Origin of the sequence: Ramlibacter sp. (genome assembly GCF_028291745.1) — a bacterium.
Taxonomy (GTDB): domain Bacteria; phylum Pseudomonadota; class Gammaproteobacteria; order Burkholderiales; family Burkholderiaceae_C; genus Ramlibacter.
In genome coordinates this window covers 1-18709 of the sequence record NZ_JAQGNQ010000020.1, presented here as the reverse complement: position 1 = coordinate 18709, position 18709 = coordinate 1, and the positions used below count along the sequence as shown (strand labels likewise).

The window sequence follows — 18709 nt, the reverse complement described above, 5'->3', positions numbered from 1 at the left end:
CAGCTGCGGGCGCGGCCGCCACAGCGGGCGCCGGCGCGGCAGTCGCCTGCACCGCTTCGGCCGCCTTGACGCGGCCCTCCAGCGCCTGGATGCGCGCCTCGTAATCGGCGCGCATCGTGGCCAGTTCCGAGCGCAGGGTTTGCAGGTCCGCGGCCGTGTCGGCGTGGGCGGCGAAAGGGGCAACGAAAGCGAGCGCCAGGCCGGCTTGCTGCAATGCATTCATGATCGACTCCTTGCACGAAAGAACGAGCGGCGTGGCGCGTCCCCAGGGGAACGCGCGGCCGCGATCGGAAAATCAATGCAGGAGCGAAGGAGGCCCGCGGCTGTCGAAGAGCCGGCGCGGCGTGCTGCCCGCGCGCCCGGGAACCGCCTGCGCGATCTGGGCCGCGGGCAGGACATCGAGGCGCAGCACGGGCGGCGTGCTCGGCGCGCCGCCGCTGCTGATGGCGGCGGCGAGAGGACAGATCTGGCACTGCGCAGGGTCGGCGGCGTCCTGGCTGCCCCGCCGTTGCTCCGTGGGCGCAAGGTGCGAGAGCAGGTGCACCGCACCCGCGACCTGCGCGACCGGCAGCAGCAGGGCAAAGCAAAGCAGCCACCGGAGGTGGCGCCGTATCCAGGCCTGGAGTGCTTGCTCGTTCATGAGGATTGCCGGCGCGAATGGTACTGCTACTCGCGCCCGGCGGGCGAGGCGCAGGGCCACACTAGGGCCTGTTCCGGTCGCGGCAGGCGCGCCGGCGAGGATCACACACCATGAGCGTTCGCATCGTCATCATCGGCTGCGGTTTCGGCGGACTGGAAGCAGCCCGGGCTCTGCGGGGTGCGGAGGTCCAGGTCACCCTGGTCGACCGCACCAACCACCACCTGTTCCAGCCGCTGCTCTACCAGGTGGCGACCGCGGGCCTGTCCGCCCCCGCCATCGCCGCGCCGGTGCGGCACCTGTTTCGCAAGCAGGAGAACGTCACCACGCTGCTCGGCGAAGTGGTGGCTATCGATCCCGCGGCGCGCCTCGTCCGGTTCGCCGATGGCGGCTCGGTGCCGTACGACCACCTGATCGTCGCCGCCGGCTCCACCCACAGCTACTTCGGCCACGACGAGTGGGCGCCGCATGCACCGGGCCTGAAGACGCTGGCCGATGCGTTCGAGATCCGACGCCGCGTGCTGCTGGCGTTCGAGCAAGCGGAGAAGGAAAGCGATCCGGCACGGCACGCGGCCTGGCTCACCTTCGTCGTCATCGGCGGCGGGCCGACCGGCGTGGAACTGGCGGGCACGCTGGCGGAGATCGCGCGCCACACGCTGCCTGGCGAGTTTCGCCACATCGACCCGGCCGGCGCGCACATCCTGCTGCTCGAAGGCGGCGCGCGCGTGCTGCAGGCCATGCCGGAGAAACTGAGCGCCAGCGCGCAGCGGCAACTGAAGAAACTCGGCGTGCAGGTGCGGCTCGGTGCGCGCGTCACGGCGATCGACGCGGAGGGACTCGAGGTGCACGCGGGGGACGACACGCCACCCTACCGCATCGCCAGCCGTTGCATCGTGTGGGCCGCGGGGGTCGCCGCTTCGCCGCTCGGACAGCAGGTCGCACAGGCCACGGGGGCGACGAGCGACCGTGCCGGGCGCGTCGTGGTGGAGCCGGACCTGAGCGTGCCCGGTCACCCGACCATCAGCGTGATCGGCGACCTGGCGGCGGCGAAGAGCTGGCTCGCCGGCCACGAGCCCCGGCCCGTGCCTGGCGTCTCACCGGCGGCCAAGCAGATGGGGCGCGTGGCAGCGGCCAACATCCTGCGGCGGCTGCGCGGCGAGGCGACGCAGCCTTTCCGCTATCACGACTACGGCAACCTGGCCACGATAGGCCGCAATTCCGCCGTGGTCGACCTGTGGACGCCCTGGCGGCACGTCGAATTCAGCGGCTGGCCTGCCTGGATGTTCTGGCTGTTCGCGCACATCTACTTCCTGATCGGCTTTCGCAACCGGCTGGTCGTGCTGATCGACTGGGGCTCGGCCTACTGGAGCCGCGAGCGTTATGCGCGCGTGGTGGCGGACATCGAGCCCGGTGCGCGGGACGCGTGAGCCGCCACTAGCCGGGGACGCCCAGCAGCCTGGCGATCGCCGCCAGGTGTTCCGGCTTCAGCGGCTGCGGCTTCACTTCGTCCTCGGCGGCCGTCTCGTTCTCGTGGTCCTGCAGCGCGGCACGCATCGCCTCCTCGTCGTGCCAGACCATCGTTTCGCCACGTGGGCAAAGGTGGCGCATGGTGTGGTACCAGTAGTACCCGTCGGCGCCGCCGAACAGGCGGTCGATGCCGGCCAGGTCATTGGGCTTGAGCCCGTTCTTGCGCAGGACGTCGTCGAGTGCCTGGTGCGACAGGATGAAGTTCATGGCGATGCGGCGCAGGAAAGCGCCTGAGGGACTTCCAAGGGCTGGCGATTGTACGGCCGCCCCCTCGCCACGGCTCAGTCGACCCGCAGGAAGGACGCGCGCACCTCCTGGCGGTCGCCCATCTCGAAGTGCCACCACTCGTTCTCGATGCCGCGAAAGCCGCCCGCATGAAGGGCCTCGCGCAGCAGTTCGCGATGGCGATGCTGGTCCGCCGTGAGCTCGCCACTGGCCAGGTGCCGGGCTTCGAGCCGCGGATGCGAGAGCTCGGTCATCTCGTCGTAGCCCGTGCCCATGTCGAGTTCGCGCCCCTGCTCATCGAGCAGCGTCGCATCCAGCGCCATGCCGAAGGAGTGGATCGATCCACGTGCCGGATCCGCCACGTACTCCCGCAGCCCCGTGCCCTCCAGGAAATCCCAGAGCTCGACCTGCACCCGATGCGGCCGCACCGCATCCAGCACCAGCACGCGGTACCCGGGCGCCAGCTGCGCGAGCCGCGCCACGGCTTGCTCCAGCCCGGTCGCGGCATCGCGGTGCAGCCACGCGCAGTCCAGCGTGCCGTAGAGATCGTGGCCGACAAAGTTGCGGTCGCTGGCATAGCGCAGGTCCACCGCGATGCCCGAAATGGTGGACAGGCGCCGGAACCGGGAATGGGAGGCAATGTCTTCGCAGCGCATCGAAAAAGGAACCTGTGGCTTATGGAACGGGCAATCCTGCGAGCATAGCTGGAGGCTGCCGCGGCGCTGGCAAGCACAGCGTTGTGCATATCGACAAGTTCTTTGCACTCCCTTGGCCCCGTCCCGGTGCCAGTTGGGCACCATGGAGGCAACACAAGGGAGAACTCCATGAAATCCAAGGCAATGCTCGCCGGCGTGGTGATCGCGTCTCTGGGCCTCAGTTCCGTGTCGTACGCGCAGGGATGGGAGCGCGACGGCAACCACGACGGCCGGCAATTCCGCAACGAGCAGCGCGGTGAGCGCCACGACAACCAGCGCGGTGAGCGCCACGACGAGCGCCGCATGGGCAACCGCGGCGACTGGCGCGAGCACGGCGAGCAGCAGCGCTACTTCTATGGCGCCCGCGGGCCGGAATGGCGCCGCGGCGGCTTCCTGCCCAATGAATACCGCAACCACCAGTACGTGGTGGACGACTGGCGCGGCCATCGCCTGGCGCGCCCGCCGCGCGGCTACCAGTGGGTGCAAGTCGGCAACGATTACGTGCTGGCGGCCGTCGCCACCGGCCTGATCGCCAACCTGATCCTGAACCAATAAGGCCTCCTGGCCGCAAGCAGCCCGGCGGGTCGCCACGACCGGCCGGGCTGGTCGTGTTCGGGTGCGCTCAGGTCGGGGTGGGCTTGGGGACGATCTCGAAGGAGCTGGCGAAGCGCTGCGCGTCCTCGCGATTGTTGAAGAACACGGACAGTTCCCAGTCCTCCTCTTCGGGGACGAAACCTTCCGGATCCATCGGCCGGTACTCCACCCGCTTGAGCAACTCGACCCACGCAATGCCGGTGCAATGCGTGCGCACCCATTCCTGCAGCGCGTTGGCCTGTGCGGTCACCATCTCCTCGCCGCCGTAATCGGCATTGGCGGTGAACTTCTCGAGCAAGCCGTCTTCGGCATCGGCCTTGGCGCGCATGAATTGCAGCATTCGGGGGGTCTCCTCGCGATAGCGTAAGCGATCCGGGCTGCCGCGGCAGCCGCGAGTTGTAATCGGCGTTGCGTGGGCGCGAGCGGGCGGCCGGGCATTCGACGCGCCCTGACAACCCGGCGCCAAGCGCGCCTACAGGGACTGCGGCACACTTGCTGCTCAATGCAGGATCAACCAGGAGCTTGCCATGGCGCCATTTCCCACGTCCGCCACCGGTCCCCTCGCCGCTGGCAACCGGCAGGAACCCTTGGGCGAACATCCCAGCTATGACGACGTGCTGGACGTCGCGGTGCAGTACACCTTTCCGTGCAGCGATCCGATCGCGGTCGATGGCTGCTGCGCCAACATCGACCAGAAGATGCAGCGCGAAGAAGGCCAGGCCCGCGGCCCCGGCATGACGCCAGGGCACGGCGAATCCCTCGCGCTCGGCGAGGGCTGAGCACCGCGGCAGCACCGGCCGCTTTCCGCAACCGTTCCATGCAAGCTTCCACCACCGTCCTCATCCCCTTCGACAACAGCTACGCGCGCGAGCTCACGGGCCTTTATGTCGCGTGGCAGCCGGCGCAGGTCGCGGCGCCGCGACTGCTGTTCTTCAATGACGAACTGGCCGAGGAACTGGGCCTGGACGCGCAGGCGCTGCGGGGAGAAGAAGGGGCATCGATCTTCGCCGGCAACACGGTCCCCCAGGGCGCGCAGCCGATCGCGCAGGCTTATGCGGGCCACCAGTTCGGCGGCTTCTCGCCGCAACTGGGCGACGGCCGCGCCTTGCTGCTGGGCGAGATCATCGATCGCCAAGGGCATCGGCGCGACCTTGCCTTCAAGGGCTCGGGCCGCACGCCGTTCTCGCGCGGCGGCGACGGCAGGGCGGCGGTCGGGCCGATGCTGCGCGAGGTGCTGATCGGTGAGGCCATGCATGCCCTGGGCATTCCCACGACCCGCGCGCTGGCCGTGGCCGGCACTGGTGAATCGGTGGTGCGCGAAGAGATGCTGCCGGGCGCGGTGCTGACGCGCGTGGCATCCAGCCACCTGCGGGTGGGCACCTTCCAGTTCTTCGCGGCCCGCGGCGAGATCGACAAACTGCGGCAACTGGCCGAGTACGCGATCGCACGGCACGACCCCGACCTCACGGGCGCGCCGGGCCGTTACCTGGCGCTGCTGCGGCGCGTGGCGCAGCGCCAGGCCAGGCTCATTGCGCAGTGGATGAACGTCGGCTTCATCCATGGCGTGATGAACACCGACAACATGACGATCTCGGGCGAGACCATCGACTACGGGCCCTGCGCCTTTCTGGAGGCCTACGATCCGCAAGCGGTCTTCAGCTCCATCGACAGCCAGGGACGCTACGCGTATGGCAACCAGCCGGGGATCGCGCAATGGAACCTGGCGCGGCTGGCCGAAGCCTTGCTGCCCTTGATTGTCGAGGACGCCAGCGAAGCCGCCGCCGACCGGGCCGTGGCGGAAGCGACGGCGGTGATCCAGGCCTTCCCCGATCTCTACCAGGCCGCGCTGCTGCGCGGACAGCGCGCCAAGCTGGGACTGGCGGACACGGCCGCAGCGAACGACGCCACGGATGCTGCCCTGGCGCGCGACTGGCTGGCCCTGCTGCAGGCGCAGCAAGTCGACTTCACGCTGGGCTGGCGCCGGCTGGCCGATGCCGCTGGCGGCGACGAAGCGCCGCTGCAGGCGCTGTTCGCGCAACCCCAGGCGCTGCACGAGTGGCTGATCCTCTGGCGGCAGCGCTGCGCGGAGGAAGGCGCGGTGGCGCCGCCCGCCCGCGCCGAGCACATGCGGCGTGCCAGCCCCTGGATCATCCCGCGCAACCAGCGCGTGGAAGAGGCCTTGCAGGCCGCCTCGCGCGAGGGCGACATGGCGCCCTTCGAGCGGCTGCTGGCGGCGCTGCGCGATCCCTGGCAGGAACTGCCGGCGAACGCCGCTTTCGCCGAGCCGGCACCGGCGGCGGTCACCGCCTGCTACCGGACATTCTGCGGGACCTGAGGGCGCGCGGCGGCGGGTAGCGGGTCAGTTTGAAATCTTGTCTGTAAGCGGAGGGCTCGACCGAATAGAGACGTTTTCCGGCCCCTAGTACCAACGAGCGTTGCGCTGGCTTACAGAGTCTGTCATCTTCGCGAAAACAAAAGAGGTGAGGATTGGCAGCCAGAACCTACACGAAGCCAGGAAGGCCGCCTACCGGGCATCGATGCAGGTGCCGTGCGGACATCAACGAGAACATTCCTGAGAATGTAGGCAAGGAACCTTCTTTTGCGTTCGGTGAGGCTTCAGGCATGACCTGTGACGAGGCCATTAGGAAAGCGAAGAAGGCGGCTGGACACAACTTGGGCGCCCAGGCAAAGCACACAGCTTGCAAGTGCAACCCTGAATGTTGAAAGGAGCGAGCAATGCTTGACGTGAACGGTAAGCCCCTAGTGGATGGCGCATCCGTGCGGCTGCTTCACGCACCGCCTGAACTTCTTCATGGACTGCCAAGCGAGGATCAAGAGGCGATCCAGTGGGCCGCGCGCGGAGCCAGTATGCGGCTCGTTGGCAAAGACGATTACGGCAACGTGGAACTTGAGTTCAAAGACTTCAGCGGCACGCGGCATTGGATCTTTGTTCGCCCCACTATCGTGATGGCGATCTAGCCGTTTGTTTCTGCCATGAGGACGATGTCATCCATGGACCAGAGGAAGTCAGTCACGCCCGCCTGCATGGCGGGCGTTGTCTTGATGCTGCTGTGAATCTTCACGAAGTTGTAGACCATGAAGTAGAAGCTGATCGCGGCCATGTGGTTCTCGATCTTCTTGGAGAACGCATTGGTCAGACGCGTGAAGCGGCGCATTCCCATCCGCATTGAGAGGTTCGCCCGCTCAACGTGCGAGGTCGAAATGTGGTCGGTGTCGGGGTTGCCGAAGACCACTTGCTTTTCCGCCGCGACGGACTGTGCAGGGCTGTAGCGGCGCTTGGCTTCCTTCTGTACGCCGCCGTCCGCATAGGACTTGTTCAGCACTGCATAGTCCACCTTGCCGCCGAAGGCCATGTCCACGGCGTGAGGGTAGGAGCCAAGCCCGTCGCTGGTGAGTTGGACGCGATTGGCAAGACGCGGGGCCAAGTCGTTCATGAAAGCCTCAGTGCAGGCATTGGTGCGGTGGCCGACGAACCAGCAGGGCATGAGCTTCGTGTCGGGATCGATGGCGGCGTACGTGTAGACATCCCCGTAGGTGATGGGGTGCTTCTCAGTCACGTTCTTTTGCTTCGGACCGACGAAGCTCCAAATCTCGTCCACCTGCACGCGCTTGCAAGACAGGTTGTTCATCACGCGATCCTGGTACAGCGCGCACGCCTCGCCCACGTCCGCCAGGAGCTTGAGGATGGTGTTCTTGCTCTTGCCAGTCACCCGAGCCGCTGCGTTGGTGCCCATGCCCTCCGACAGCGCATTGAGGATCTGCACGCGGTCTTGGAGGGAGAGCTTGTTTATCGTCTGCTTTCGTTCGGGTCAGTTTGAAGTCTAGCCTGTAACTCCCATGTGTCAAGCATAAACGTCAGTTTGCGATTTGGTGCAAGTCGTGTACGATCGCCGGCACAATGGATAAGACGCAGTGCCGGACCCCCGGTCAACTCATCGATGCGCTGCTGCAGGAGCGCGGCTGGACGAACCGGGTGCTCGCCGCCGTCCTAGAGGTCGAAGAGACTGGCATAAGCAAGGTCATCGCCGCCAAGAAGACCGTTACTCCTGAGCTGGCCATTTCGCTTGAGGAGGTGTTCGGCATTCCTGCAGACAGGTTCTTGGAGCTTCAGCGCAGCCTTGACCTAGCCAAGGCCAGGATCATCACAATCCCCAATCCGGCTCGGGCCATGCGCGCTCAGCTCTTCGCTGAGTTGCCAGTTGCAGAGCTCATCCAGCGTCAATGGATCGACGTTGAAGACATGCGCGATCTGGAGGCCGTTGACTCAGCGCTCATCCGGTTTTTCGACGGGCAGAACCCGACGCAAATTGCAGGAACTCCGCACGCCGCCAAGAAGACGTCTGCGGGCGAGCAGCCATCCTCGGCGCAACTCGCTTGGCTCTACCGTGTTCGCCAGATTGCGCGGGAACTGCTGGTGCCGCGTTATGACGAAGGAGCAGCTCGGGCAGCCATTCCAAAGCTGAAGTCACTATTGAGTGCGCCAGAAGAAGCTCGGCACGCTCCTCGCATCCTTCAGGAGTGCGGCATCCGGCTAGTGGTCGTCGAAGGGCTGAAGTCATCCAAGATCGACGGCGTGTGCGTATGGCTCAACGAGCAGTCGCCCGTCATCGGCATGACGCTGCGATTCGATCGCATGGACAACTTCTGGTTCGTGCTACGGCATGAGTTGGAGCATGTTCTCCAGAAGCATGGGATGACTGACCCGTCACTCGACGTTGACCTGAATGGCACCGTCGTCGACGAAGAAGAGAAGATGGCTAACGCGGTTGCCTCGGATTTTTGTGCCCCGAGGGCGCGCGTCGACAGCTTCATTCAGCGGAAGGCGCCAATTTTTCCGGAACGCGACTTCCTTGGTCTTGCGAAGGTGCTCGGCGTGCATCCGGCCCTTGTCGCTGGACAGATCCAATTCCGGACCGGGAGGTACGACCTATTTAGGTCGCACCTCGTCAAGATTCGTGATCGCGTTCTCCCGAGCGCAGTCGTTGATGGCTGGGGCGACGTCGCCCCAGTCGGCATTCGCTAAGGAGCATCTGTGACCAGGAATGAGCAGCTACAGGCGCTGATCCAGCGCTACAAAGTCGAGACTGGCGACAAGACGGTCGACATGGACTTGGTCGCGGCTTGGGCGATCGAGCGCGGCGCGACGATGCCGAAGCCAAAGACCGCCCGCGAACTCTTCGCAGCGCAACTGGCGGATGCAGCGCGTGCCGAATACCGCGTGGACCCCAAGACAGGATTGTCCTACCGCGCGAACCATGCGCTCCGGCAACGAACCCGCGATGGGCGGCAGTACGTGCTGTGGGTGGACATGGAAGACGCGACGCATCCGCAAATGCTGTGGTCACTCTCGGACCGTCGTCAGCAGATGGTTGGTGATGCTGTTCACCTCAAGATCGACGAGACGATTTGGAACAGCAAGCATCCCAACGAGCCGCAGATTCAACTCGACATGGACTTCACGTATGACGTCGAGGAGCGTCTGAACTCGCCTGGCTTCGGCGAGGGCGAAGCCGCCTAAGGGCTTTTCTTCCAACGTGCGCTCGCGGCCGTTCGCGCAATGTCCGCGCGCTGTTCTGGCGTTAAGGTTGCGGCCCGCTTCGGACCACCCTTTTGGCCTGCCTTTCTTCGCGCTACTGCAACTGGTGACGGTGAGGGCTTGGGTGTCTCGCCCGTAGCCTGGCGCACCACATCGAGGGCTACCTGGGTGAAGTCTTTGCGGGTCATAGAGGGAGCGTAGCAGGGGGAGGTCAGGTCCGAAACTGTTTTGTAACGGTGACGGGAGCAGCTTGAACCAGTACCCGGCGGCGGGGCCGCTTGAAAACCTTCTGCTTCACGGGCACGATCCTGCCAAGGGCGCTTGCGCGCCCCTCCCGTTCGCGCGCCGTCCAACTGCAAGGCCCCGCCCATGGATTTCCAGTGGCCCCGACTGCTTTGGCTGATGCTGGCATTGCCGCTGCTGCCGGCCGCCTACGTCTGGCTGCTCCGCCGCAGGGACCAGCGGGCGGTGCGCTTCAGCAGCGTCGCGCTGCTGCGCGCGGCCACCGGCCGCAACCTGCGGCGGCACGTTCCGCCCGCGCTGATGCTGCTGGCGCTGGCCGGCCTGCTGCTGGCGAGCGCGCGGCCCGAGGCGCGCGTGCCGCTGCCCTGGGCCCGGTCGTCGATCATGATGGCCATCGACGTGTCGCTGAGCATGCGCGTCTCCGATGTGCAGCCGAGCCGCATGGCCGCGGCCCAGGATGCCGCCAAGCTGTTCCTGCGCGACCTGCCCAAGGGCGTCGAGGTCGGGCTTGTCACGTTCGCCGGCGGCAGCCAGGTGGTGCAGCGGGCGACGCTGGACCGCGGAGCGCTGACACAGGCGATCGACGGCTTCCAGATGCAATTGGGCACCGCGGTCGGCGACGCCATCGTCACCTGCCTGGCGGAGCTGTTTCCCGAGCAGCACATCGACGTCGAGGAGCTCAGCCTCGGCCGCAAGCCGCAGGGCCGCAGCCTGGACGAGCGGGGCAAGCCTGCACCCAAGCAGGTCGCGCCGGTGCCGCCGGGTTCCTACCCCTCCGCGGCGATCGTCCTGCTGAGTGACGGTCGCCGGACCGTCGGCATCGAGACCCTGGATGCGGCCAGGATGGCTGCCGATCGCGGCGTGCGCATCTACGTGGTGGGCCTGGGCACCGTCAGCGGCGATGTCGCCACGCCGGAAGGCATGCCCATCTACATGCAGCTGGACGAGCCGACGCTGCGCGAGGTGGCGCGCATGACCGGCGGCGAGTACTACCACGCCGGCACCGCGGAGACGCTGCGCAGCGTCTACCGCAACCTGGGCACGCGGATGCAGGTGCTGACGCGGGAAACCGAGCTCACAGGCTTGGTGGCGCTGGCCTCGGCACTGCTGCTGGTGACGGCCGGCGTGCTGTCGGTGCTGTGGTTCCGGCGGCTGGAACCGTAACTCTTCCACGAACTGCAGAGGTATGGCGGCACCGACCCGTGAGGGTCTGGTGCAAAAAGCATGCGGCGACCATAGTCGAGCTACTCTAGCTCAGCGCTTTGCGCTTCGTCTCGCCTGGCTCGCCAGGCCCGCACGCCATGTCCCCGTTCCGCCTGCCTTCCATCGCCGCCCTGCTGCGGCGCTTCGCCCCGGTCCTCGCGATCGCGCTTTGTTCCTGCGGGGGTGGCGGCAGCTCGTCGTCGCCGCTGGCGGCCTCGTCCTCCGTGGCCGAGCCGGCCTCGGTCGTGACGACCCCGTCCGATCCGGCGGCCCCTGACGTGGTGCAATCGCCCGCGGTGGTGACGTCCGCGCCAGTGGCAAGCTTGCCGGCGGCAGTCGTCGTGACTGCCCCGACCCTTGCCGTGACGGCACCGGCTGTTGCGGTCGCTGCCCCTGCCCTGCCCGTGACGACCCCCATCCTCCCCGCCGTCCAACACGCCTGGCCGATGCTGGGCGTGACCACCGACGATCCCAATGGGGACACGGCCTCGCAGGTCGATGCGCTCGCCTCGCTGCCGCGGCGGCCGGTGCTGCGAGTGGTGCTGGACCAGGGCACGCAGCCCGCGGACTATGTGTCCTCGGTGCGCCGGCTCGCTGCGGTGGCCGACGTGATGGCGCTGCCCCTGGACTCTTCGGACATGAAGAAGGTCGACGCGACGCAGGCGGGCGATCGCGCACGCCGCTACCTGGACGCTCTGCAGGACGCGGCGCCGATCTGGGAAGTGGGCAACGAGGTCAACGGCAACTGGGTGGGCAGCGACCCGGTCGGCAAGATCGAGGCGATGTACGACGCCGCGAAGGCGTACGGCAAGCGCACCGCCGTGACCTTCTACTACGAGAACCCGGCGACGCCGGGGCACGACATGCTGCCCTGGATCGACGCCAACATCCCCGCGGGGCACCGCCTGCGCACCGGCCTCGACTACGTGCTGGTGAGCTACTACGAGGACCAGAACGGCGGCCACAAGCTGACGCAGTCGGAGATCGACAAGATGTTCGCCGGTCTCGCCCAGCGCTTTCCCAACGCCAAGGTGGGATTCGGCGAATTCGGCTGGGGCGGCACGCTGCCCACCGACAACGCGGTGCGCGCCGAGCTGATCCAGCGCTTCTACGGCTATACGTCGTCCGAGCCGGCCTTCATCGGCGGCGGCTTTTACTGGTACTTCCGCCAGACGATGAGCCCGAAGAGCAAGCCGGACTACGAGTTGCTGCGGCAGGCAGCGGCGCGGTAGGGATGTCGTTGCGGGCTTGACCCGCGATCGGGCCAGATGTCATTGCGGGCTGGACCCGCAATCCATGCGGCGATCGATGAAGTGCCGTCGTGGATCCCGGGTCAAGCCCGGGATGACATCCGGGGGGAGGGTCAACCCCCGCGATGACATCCCGCCAGCATCATGGACTGACGATTCCGGTGCTCGCCGCGATCGCCCGCAGCTTGCCCGTCTCGCTGCGGATCTGCTCCACCAGTTGCTCCGGCGTGCTGCCCACGGGCACCAGGCCCAGCGTGGTGAACTGCGTCTTCAGCGACTCGTCCTGCAGGATGTGCTTCACGGCGAGCGCCAGCCGCTCGCGCACCTCGGTCGGCAGTCCGGGCGGGCCGAACAGCGCCACCCAGTAGGTCAGGTCGTAGCCCGGAAGCCCCCCTTCGGCAATCGTCGGCACGTTGGGAAAGCGCGGATCGCGCGCAGCGCTGGTGGTGCCCAGCAAACGCACCTTGCCGGCGTCGACGAAGGGCTTGGCCTCGCCCGCGAAGATCACCTGGCAATTGTCGGACACCACGTCCAGCAGCCCGGGGCCGGATCCCTTGTACGGCACGTGCGTCATGTGGATGCCGGCCATCGACTTGAACACCTCGCCCGCGAACTGCAGTCCGCTGCCCGGGCCCGAGCTCGCATAACTGAGCTTGTCGGGATGGGCCTTGGCATAGGCGATGAACTCGCGCACGTTCTTCGCCGGCACGCGGGGGTTGATCACCATCAGCAGGCCATACGAAGCGATTTCGGAGACCGGCGTGAAGTCCTTGACCGGGTCGTAGGTGAGCGACTTCTCGGTCACCGCCATGTACGTGTGCGTGCCGTTGGTGGTGAGCAGCAGGTTGTAGCCGTCGGGCGCCATGCGCGAGACGGCCTCGGCGCCGATGCGCCCGCCAGCGCCACCGCGGTTGTCGATCACCACCGGCTGCTTCAGCTCCTCCGACAAGGCCTTGCCGATGGCGCGGGCCGACTGGTCGGAGAAGCCGCCGGCCGCATACGGCACGATCAGGTGGATGGGCCGGGTGGGCCACGCGTCCGCGCTCTCGGCGGCGCCTGCGCCCACCAGTGCCAGGGCCGCGAGGACGCAGCGCACTGCGATTCCGTAGGTATTCACCATCTCGATTTGTCTCCTGTCTTGTTCTTGGAAAGCGGCGCCTGCGCGCCGGCGGCTCAATGGCCGATCTGCAAGGCCACCAGCAGCCGCGACACCATGTTGTAGGCAGCGATGGTAGCCACCAGGTCCAGCTGCATCTGCGGGCCGAAGCAGGCCTGCACCTGCTCGTACAACGCATCGGGCACTTCGATGTCGCGCGTCATCGCATCGGCGAGCCGCACGGCCACGCGCTGCGATTCGCTCACCGGGGCCGCGTCGGCCAGCGGCACTGCGCGCATCGCCTCGATCAGCGCCTCGCTCGCGCCGGCAGCGCGCGCATGCGGCACGTGCGCCTCGAATTCGTACGGTGCGCGATTGAGCACGGCCACGCGCAGGATCACCAGCTCGCGCACGTCGGCCGGCAGGCTGCTGCGGTTGCGCACGGCGGAGAGCATCTGCTCCCAGCCGTCGGCGATCGGCGGGCTGTTCAACAGCACTTGGTACAGCGGCGAGATGCGCCCGCGGGCGGTGAGGATGCGCTCTTCCTGCGGCGCGAGTTCGGGACGGGTGCCGGGAGCGATCGGTGCAATGCGCATGGTGTGCTCCTTCAGGCGGCGCAGGCGAGGCGCGTGTCCAGGCCTGCCCATCGCCCGTCCACATAGAGCAGCGGCGGCTGCGTTGCAACGACCGTCCCCGCCAGCACGTCGCCGATCACCAGCGCGTGCGTGCCCATCTCGATGCATTGGTTCAAGCGGCAGTCCAGCGCCATCACGGCCTGGCGCAGCACGGGTGCGCCCGACTCCAGCGTGGTCCAGTGCTGCTCGGAAAAGCGCTCCTCGCCGAAGCGGGTATCACGCCCGGCAAACAGGGTCGCCAGTTCGGTCTGCTCCTGCGACAGCGTGTTGACGCAGAAGAAGCCGTTGCGCTCCATGTGCGCGAAGGTCAGGCTGGAGCGGTTGATGGCGCACACCACGCGCACCGGCTCGGCCGAGAGCGACATCACCGCGGTCGCGGTCATGCCGGAGCGTTCAGGTGCGCGGCCGGTGCTGATGATGGTCACCGCGGCGGGGTAGCGCCGCATGATCTGCCGGTACTGGTCGGAGGTGATGGGCATGTGCGTCGGGCCGGTCAGGCCGCCTCTTGCGCCGGCCGGATGGCGGCGTTCACCTGCGGCATCACGGCGTTGGCCATCAGCTCCATCGAGCGCCGTCCCAGCTTGGGATCGACCAGGTCCATGCCGGCATACACGATCTCGCCGAAGTCGCCGACCTGCTCGCGCAGCGCCAGGATCTTGTCGGCCACCTCGTTGGCGGTGCCGGTGATCACCAGCTCGTCGAGCAGGCGATCGAGCGTGACCTGGCTGTCGTCTTCGTCCTTGTGTTTCTTGAAGATGACGTGCCGCTTGGACAGCATCATCTTGGTCAGCATCTGGCGATAGTAGTAGCGGTAGGGGCTGTTCGCGTCGTCACGGCCGTAGGAGCGGGCCACCGCATCGTTGTCGGCCACGAAGATGGTGCGGGCGATACGCCAGTCCTGCGTCTGCGGCACGACGCCCACCGAACGCTTGCCCTCGGCATAGTTGGTCCAGTGGCTCGCCAGCCAGTGCGGCAGCAGGAAGTTGGCCGACATCGGGTGGAAGTCGCGCTGGCCCATGGCCACCACGCCCCTGGAGAACGGCGCCACCACCGTGCCCACGATCTCGGGCAGCGGCTTCTGGTAGGGCTTGAGCATGATGCCGCGGCCGATCTCGGGGACGGCGGTCGTGGCCGTCGTCACCTTGAAGCGGTTGTCCGGGAAGTCGATGTTGTACGGCGCCTCGCGTTGCCAGATGGCGAGGATCACGTCGATCGCTTCGGCGAACATCTTGTTCCGGTCCTGGTCCAGGATGCCCAGGGCCTCGGCGTCGGAATTCAGCGCGCCGGGGCTGATGCCGAAGATGAAGCGGCCCTTGGCCAGGTGGTCGAACATCGCCGCCTGCGCCGCCAGCAGCGTCGGGTGCGAGTGCGAGAGATTCGAAGTGCCCGAACCCAGCTTGATGTTCTTCGTGCTGAAGATCAGCGTGGCCAGGAACAGCAGGCTGTTGGTCACGTTCTCGGCCTGGTCCGTCAGGTGCTCGCCGACGAAAGCGTCGTAGAACCCGAGCTGGTCGGCGAAGATGATGGTCTCGCGGTCCTCGTGCATCGTCTCGGTGGCGTCGCGATGCAAGGGGTGCAGGGGCATGGTGAAGTAGCCCAGGCGCATGGTCGGTCCTTGGATGGAAAAGTGGAAGACGGGCTCGGTCGCTTATTGCGGCTCGACGCCGGCGGCCTTGACGTAGTCGGCCCAGCGATGCAGCTGTTCGACCGAGTATTTCTGGTAGTTCTCGCGCGACATGCGCAGTGGCTCCATGCCGAGTTCATCGAGCTTGGCCGCGAACTTCGGATCGGCCAGCGCCTGCTCCACCCAGCGATGCAGCCTGTTCAGCACTTCGGGCGGGGTGCCCGCGGGCGCGGCCAGACCCAGGTGGAAGCCCAGTTCGTAGCCCGGATAGGTCTCCGCAATCGTGGGCACGTTGGGCCAGAACTTGTAGCGTTTGGCCGCGCTCACGCCCAGGGGCACCAGCGTGTTGGCCTTCACCTGCGGAATGGCCGGCAGGTACTCCATGAAGATCACCTGGATCTGCCCGCCCATGAGGTCGGTGACCGCGTTGCCGATGGCCTTGTACGAGACCCCCTGCATGGGGGCGCCGGACTTCACGCGGAACAGCTCGCCGGCCATCTGCGAGGCGGAGTTGTAGTAGCCGAAGAACACCTTGCCGGGATGCGCCTTGGCGTAGGCCGCCAGCTCCGCAACCGACTTGATCCCCGACTGCTTGGTCACCATCGCCACCGAGGCGGAAGTGCCGAAGGGCGCGATGTGCTCGAAGTCCTTCAGCGAGTCATAGGGCAGCTTCTTGTACAGGCTCTCGTTGGCCGCATGCGTGGTGTTGGTGGCCAGCTCCAGCGTGTAGCCGTCGGCCGCCGCGTTCTTCACGAACTGCGTGCCGATGATGCCGTTCGCACCGGCCCGGTTCTCCACGATGACGGGCTGTCCCGATTCCTTTTGCAGGTACTCGCCGAAGACGCGGGCCACGATGTCGCTCGAGCCGCCGGATGCGAACGGCACGACGATGCGGATCGGCTGCGAGGGATAAGGCTGCTGTGCGCGTGCCGCACCGGTCACGCCCAGCGCAGCGGCGAACAACGCCGCCAGCAGCCAGACGGATCCGAGGCGCCGCACCAGGCCGCGGGAAAATCGCATGAGCTTGTCTCCTTGTTGTTGGCACGTGCCCGCGCTCGGCGGCGTGGGTCACGGGCCAGTATAGGGAGCAGCCTCCAGGCGGGCGAGGGGCGCGGTTCCAACATGCGGAATTTGCTGGCGGGCGCGCCAGGGCTCATTCCGGGCGATGCGCCGGCGACGAACCGCGTACCGCCACGCGCCAGTTCTCCTCCTGCTGGCGCTGCAGCCGCCCGCTCTCGTACAGCTGGCCGATCAGCGTCGCCTCGCGCTTGAGCTTCTGGGCCACCGACGTGAGGAAGGCGCCGTTCATGCGCCCGGCCGCCGACACCGCGCAGAGCGAGGCGATCGGGTAGCCGCGCGCATCGAACACCGGGGCGGCGACCCCGGCGATGCCCCGGTAGGAGCGCATGGTCCGCTTGGCGTAGCCGTTGCGGCGCGTCTTGCGGATCGACGCTTCCATGTGGCTGTAGGTGAGCGTGTCCTCGTCGCGCACGCGCTGGCCATTGAAGGCGATGATCTCGGCGATCTCGCGCTCCGGCAGGAAGGCCAGCATCGCCAGGCTGAAAGAGCCTATGCCCAAGGGCCAGCGGTCATTCACGTGCAGCAGCAGCGGCAGCTTCTCGGCGCTGCCTTCCACCTTGGCCAGGCACAGCATGTCGAAGCCGCTGCGCACTCCCAGGTACACCGTGACACCGGCTTCGCTGGCGACCCGTTCCAGGGAGGGGCCCGCGAGTCGCTGCACGTCGTAGCACTCATGGATGCCGATGCCGAAGGCGAAGATGTCCGGACCGAGCCGATAGCGACGGGTGCCGGGCGGTCGTTCGACCAGGCGCTGTTCGACGAGTGCCGACAGCATGCGATGCGCCGTCGCCTTGGCCAGCCCGGTGAGCGCGCTGATCTCCATCAGCGCGGAGCCGGCGGTGCCGAAGGTCGACAGGGCGCGCAGCAGCAGCGCGGCGCGCGCGATGCTCTGCGCGCCTTCGGTGCCGGCGCTCATCGCGCCGCCTCGCGTAGATGGGGCAGGCCGTGGCAAGTTCTCATAGTGTGGAATTATCGGGGACTGCGTTCCCTGCGGCCTGCTTGCGTGGGCACGGACCGCGGCAGCGCTCCCTATACTGCGCCGCCGTCATCGCGACGGCTGATCGCATCGAACCAAGGAATCTCATGATCGGAACTTCCGACCCGCGCTGGCAGGAGGCATTTGTCCAGACCTCCATGGGCCGCATCCATCACGCCGTGGCCGGCGACGGACCGCCCCTGGTCCTGCTGCACAGCAACGGCTGCTCGCTGTACGAATTCCAGTCCGTGATCGAGGGACTGGCCCGCAAGCATCGCGTCTACGCGCTCGACCTGCCGGGCCAGGGCGACTCGGATCCGCTGGGCAAGCACTACACCTATGAGATGTACGCCGATGCCGTGGTCGCGTGGATGGATGCGGTGGGCATCCAGCGGGCGGCCGTGGCTGGCACGTCGATTGGCGGCGTGATCTGCCTCGCGCTGGGGCAGCGGCATGCGCAGCGGCTCGCTTCGCTGGTGCTGGTGGAGACGCCGATCCGCTCGGGTGAAGCGTGGGCCAAACGGTGGTTCTCGGTCGAAGGCAACTTCGCGCTGCCGGTGCAGCCCTTCGAAGCCGTGACCTCGCGCATTCGCGGCCTCACGCCGGAGCTGCACAAGCGCTGGAACGTCGACCGCTGCAAGGCCGGCGCGCACACGATGATGGATGCGATGTGGGCGGTGCGCGAATACGACTGCCTCGGGGCGCTGGCGGCTCTCACCGTGCCGACCTTCGCGATCCTGGGCAGCAACGGCCCGGTGGGCGACGGACGCGAACCGCTGGAGCAGAAGATCGGCAAGGACCGCATCGCCATCATGCAGGACTGCGGGCATTTCCCGATGCTGGAAAGTCCGCAGGAATTCGTGGAGAAGCTGCTGGGGTTCCTCGCTCAGGCCGCGCGCTGAACATCACAGGCGAATGGGGAATGTCATTGCGGGTTTGACCCGCCATCCATTCAGGAGGTCACTGCGGGCTTGACCTGCAATCCATTCAGGATGTCATTGCGGGCTTGACCCGCAATCCATTCGGCGGTCAGTCAAGCGCCGTCGTGGATCCCGGGTCAAGCCCCACTGCTGTCCGGAATAGCACGTTCGAGCATGTCCCTGTTCAGACGCCGAAGAGGCCTAGTGTCGTCAGGAGACTTGAAAAGGCCTGACGTCAGTGCGCCACGACAAGCGACCGGGGCGGCAAAGCCGCATGCGGGCGGGCTGCGGCGCGCGGCGGGGCGTCCCGATCGCGCAAAGCGCGATCGGGCAAACCTGCGCTGGCCGGTCTTGCGGCCCGCGCGGCCGAACTCGCTGCGAGTTTGACTGCTGCGCAGCCAAACTCTCCGCTCGATCACACGTCCGCGAGTCAGTGCACGTACGCGG

The 18709-nt window shown here is 66.9% G+C and carries 21 protein-coding genes and 1 pseudogene; 10 read left to right on the top strand and 12 right to left on the bottom strand.

From position 1 onward, the window contains the following. Both JWP60_RS03095 and JWP60_RS03090 read right to left on the bottom strand, forming a co-directional pair. Window positions 1-223: pseudogene (locus tag JWP60_RS03095) on the bottom strand (hypothetical protein); the annotation flags it as partial. A gap of 72 nt (window positions 224-295) precedes the next feature. Continuing rightward, window positions 296-640: a hypothetical protein gene (locus JWP60_RS03090; RefSeq protein ID WP_299786272.1), complete on the bottom strand. Its 345-nt coding sequence runs from the start codon at window positions 638-640 to the stop codon at window positions 296-298. A gap of 110 nt (window positions 641-750) precedes the next feature. On the opposite strand from JWP60_RS03090, the gene JWP60_RS03085 reads away from it, so the two are divergent. Beyond that, window positions 751-2064, top strand: a complete 1314-nt coding sequence (locus JWP60_RS03085) for an NAD(P)/FAD-dependent oxidoreductase (protein ID WP_299786270.1) — start codon at window positions 751-753, stop codon at window positions 2062-2064. 7 nt (window positions 2065-2071) lie between these two features. Here JWP60_RS03085 and JWP60_RS03080 read toward each other — a convergent pair whose 3' ends face one another. Together JWP60_RS03080 and JWP60_RS03075 are read right to left on the bottom strand one after the other, a co-directional pair. Continuing rightward, on the bottom strand, window positions 2072-2371 hold the full coding sequence (locus tag JWP60_RS03080; protein WP_299786269.1) for a hypothetical protein: 300 nt from the start codon (window positions 2369-2371) through the stop codon (window positions 2072-2074). A 74-nt stretch (window positions 2372-2445) separates the two neighbouring features. Then, window positions 2446-3045, bottom strand: a complete 600-nt coding sequence (locus JWP60_RS03075; RefSeq protein ID WP_299786267.1) for a M15 family metallopeptidase — start codon at window positions 3043-3045, stop codon at window positions 2446-2448. Between the two features lie 168 nt (window positions 3046-3213). Here JWP60_RS03075 and JWP60_RS03070 point away from each other — a divergent pair, with 168 nt between their 5' ends. Then, the gene (locus JWP60_RS03070) at window positions 3214-3639 is read left to right on the top strand and encodes an RcnB family protein (RefSeq protein ID WP_299786265.1); all 426 of its coding nucleotides are present in this window, start codon (window positions 3214-3216) and stop codon (window positions 3637-3639) included. Between the two features lie 67 nt (window positions 3640-3706). Here the strand turns inward: JWP60_RS03070 and JWP60_RS03065 are convergent, their stop codons facing one another. Further along, window positions 3707-4018: a hypothetical protein gene (locus tag JWP60_RS03065; protein ID WP_299786264.1), complete on the bottom strand. Its 312-nt coding sequence runs from the start codon at window positions 4016-4018 to the stop codon at window positions 3707-3709. A gap of 187 nt (window positions 4019-4205) precedes the next feature. On the opposite strand from JWP60_RS03065, the gene JWP60_RS03060 reads away from it, so the two are divergent. The 3 genes from JWP60_RS03060 (at window position 4206) to JWP60_RS03050 (ending at window position 6657) form a co-directional block, all read left to right on the top strand. Then, window positions 4206-4457, top strand: a complete 252-nt coding sequence (locus tag JWP60_RS03060; protein WP_299786263.1) for a hypothetical protein — start codon at window positions 4206-4208, stop codon at window positions 4455-4457. Between the two features lie 38 nt (window positions 4458-4495). Next, complete coding sequence (locus tag JWP60_RS03055; protein ID WP_299786261.1) at window positions 4496-6013, top strand: protein adenylyltransferase SelO; 1518 nt, start codon at window positions 4496-4498, stop codon at window positions 6011-6013. 401 nt (window positions 6014-6414) lie between these two features. Beyond that, entirely contained in the window at window positions 6415-6657 is a 243-nt protein-coding gene (locus JWP60_RS03050) for a hypothetical protein (protein ID WP_299786259.1), read from the top strand. Here JWP60_RS03050 and JWP60_RS03045 read toward each other — a convergent pair. Next, on the bottom strand, window positions 6654-7463 hold the full coding sequence (locus tag JWP60_RS03045) for an IS1 family transposase (RefSeq protein ID WP_299786258.1): 810 nt from the start codon (window positions 7461-7463) through the stop codon (window positions 6654-6656). The genes JWP60_RS03050 and JWP60_RS03045 overlap by 4 nt on opposite strands. A gap of 134 nt (window positions 7464-7597) precedes the next feature. Here JWP60_RS03045 and JWP60_RS03040 point away from each other — a divergent pair, with 134 nt between their 5' ends. From JWP60_RS03040 to JWP60_RS03025, 4 genes are all read left to right on the top strand, one after another. Next, window positions 7598-8722 carry a HigA family addiction module antitoxin gene (locus JWP60_RS03040; protein ID WP_299786257.1) on the top strand — a complete coding sequence of 375 codons (1125 nt, stop codon included), beginning with the start codon at window positions 7598-7600 and terminating at the stop codon, window positions 8720-8722. A 9-nt stretch (window positions 8723-8731) separates the two neighbouring features. After that, a complete protein-coding gene (locus tag JWP60_RS03035; RefSeq protein ID WP_299786255.1) occupies window positions 8732-9217 on the top strand; it encodes a hypothetical protein in 486 nt (161 codons plus the stop codon). A 387-nt stretch (window positions 9218-9604) separates the two neighbouring features. Next, the gene (locus JWP60_RS03030; protein ID WP_299786253.1) at window positions 9605-10642 is read left to right on the top strand and encodes a VWA domain-containing protein; all 1038 of its coding nucleotides are present in this window, start codon (window positions 9605-9607) and stop codon (window positions 10640-10642) included. A gap of 137 nt (window positions 10643-10779) precedes the next feature. Next, window positions 10780-11913, top strand: a complete 1134-nt coding sequence (locus JWP60_RS03025; protein ID WP_299786251.1) for a hypothetical protein — start codon at window positions 10780-10782, stop codon at window positions 11911-11913. A gap of 160 nt (window positions 11914-12073) precedes the next feature. On the opposite strand, the gene JWP60_RS03020 is transcribed toward JWP60_RS03025, so the two are convergent. The 6 genes from JWP60_RS03020 to JWP60_RS02995 form a co-directional block, all read right to left on the bottom strand. Next, on the bottom strand, window positions 12074-13051 hold the full coding sequence (locus tag JWP60_RS03020) for a tripartite tricarboxylate transporter substrate binding protein (protein ID WP_299786249.1): 978 nt from the start codon (window positions 13049-13051) through the stop codon (window positions 12074-12076). Between the two features lie 53 nt (window positions 13052-13104). Next, entirely contained in the window at window positions 13105-13623 is a 519-nt protein-coding gene (locus tag JWP60_RS03015; RefSeq protein ID WP_299786247.1) for a carboxymuconolactone decarboxylase family protein, read from the bottom strand. Between the two features lie 11 nt (window positions 13624-13634). After that, a complete protein-coding gene (locus JWP60_RS03010) occupies window positions 13635-14141 on the bottom strand; it encodes a flavin reductase family protein (protein ID WP_299786245.1) in 507 nt (168 codons plus the stop codon). A gap of 14 nt (window positions 14142-14155) precedes the next feature. After that, the gene (locus JWP60_RS03005; protein ID WP_299786243.1) at window positions 14156-15268 is read right to left on the bottom strand and encodes an LLM class flavin-dependent oxidoreductase; all 1113 of its coding nucleotides are present in this window, start codon (window positions 15266-15268) and stop codon (window positions 14156-14158) included. Window positions 15269-15310: 42 nt separating this feature from the next. After that, window positions 15311-16306 (bottom strand): tripartite tricarboxylate transporter substrate binding protein, encoded by a 996-nt coding sequence (locus tag JWP60_RS03000; protein ID WP_299786241.1) that lies wholly within the window; start codon window positions 16304-16306, stop codon window positions 15311-15313. 133 nt (window positions 16307-16439) lie between these two features. Further along, window positions 16440-17282 (bottom strand): IclR family transcriptional regulator, encoded by an 843-nt coding sequence (locus JWP60_RS02995; protein WP_299786239.1) that lies wholly within the window; start codon window positions 17280-17282, stop codon window positions 16440-16442. A 167-nt stretch (window positions 17283-17449) separates the two neighbouring features. Here JWP60_RS02995 and JWP60_RS02990 point away from each other — a divergent pair, with 167 nt between their 5' ends. Further along, the gene (locus tag JWP60_RS02990; protein ID WP_299786237.1) at window positions 17450-18244 is read left to right on the top strand and encodes an alpha/beta hydrolase; all 795 of its coding nucleotides are present in this window, start codon (window positions 17450-17452) and stop codon (window positions 18242-18244) included. Window positions 18245-18709 lie beyond the last annotated feature (465 nt).